Genomic DNA, 241 nt, shown 5'->3' with positions numbered 1-241 from the left:
CACGTCGGCCAGGTCGGACGGCGCGAGCTCGCCGGTCACGCCGTCGGGGCACACCAGCAGGCGGTCGCCGGGGCGCGCGGGCAGCGTCCAGTAGTCGGGCTCCGGGGCGGCGCCGGTGCCGAGCGCCCGGGTGAGCACGTGCCGCTCCGGGTGCTGCTCCGCGTCGTCCCGGCTGAGCGCGCCGGAGTCGACGAGCTCCTGCACCACCGAGTGGTCGACGGTCAGCTGCGCGAGCACGCCG

Annotated in this window: 1 protein-coding gene; it reads right to left on the bottom strand. The window is 78.0% G+C overall.

All coding sequences use genetic code 11. The features are described from left to right. The coding region (locus tag KVT14_RS21080) for a PP2C family serine/threonine-protein phosphatase (RefSeq protein WP_368858793.1) at positions 1-241 on the bottom strand (241 nt) is incomplete at both ends.

Source organism: Cellulomonas sp. GbtcB1 (assembly GCF_019091725.1).
In the GTDB taxonomy this organism is placed as follows: domain Bacteria; phylum Actinomycetota; class Actinomycetes; order Actinomycetales; family Cellulomonadaceae; genus Cellulomonas.
Note: the sequence above shows the minus strand (reverse complement) of the source record. Positions and strands in the feature narration are given on the sequence as shown.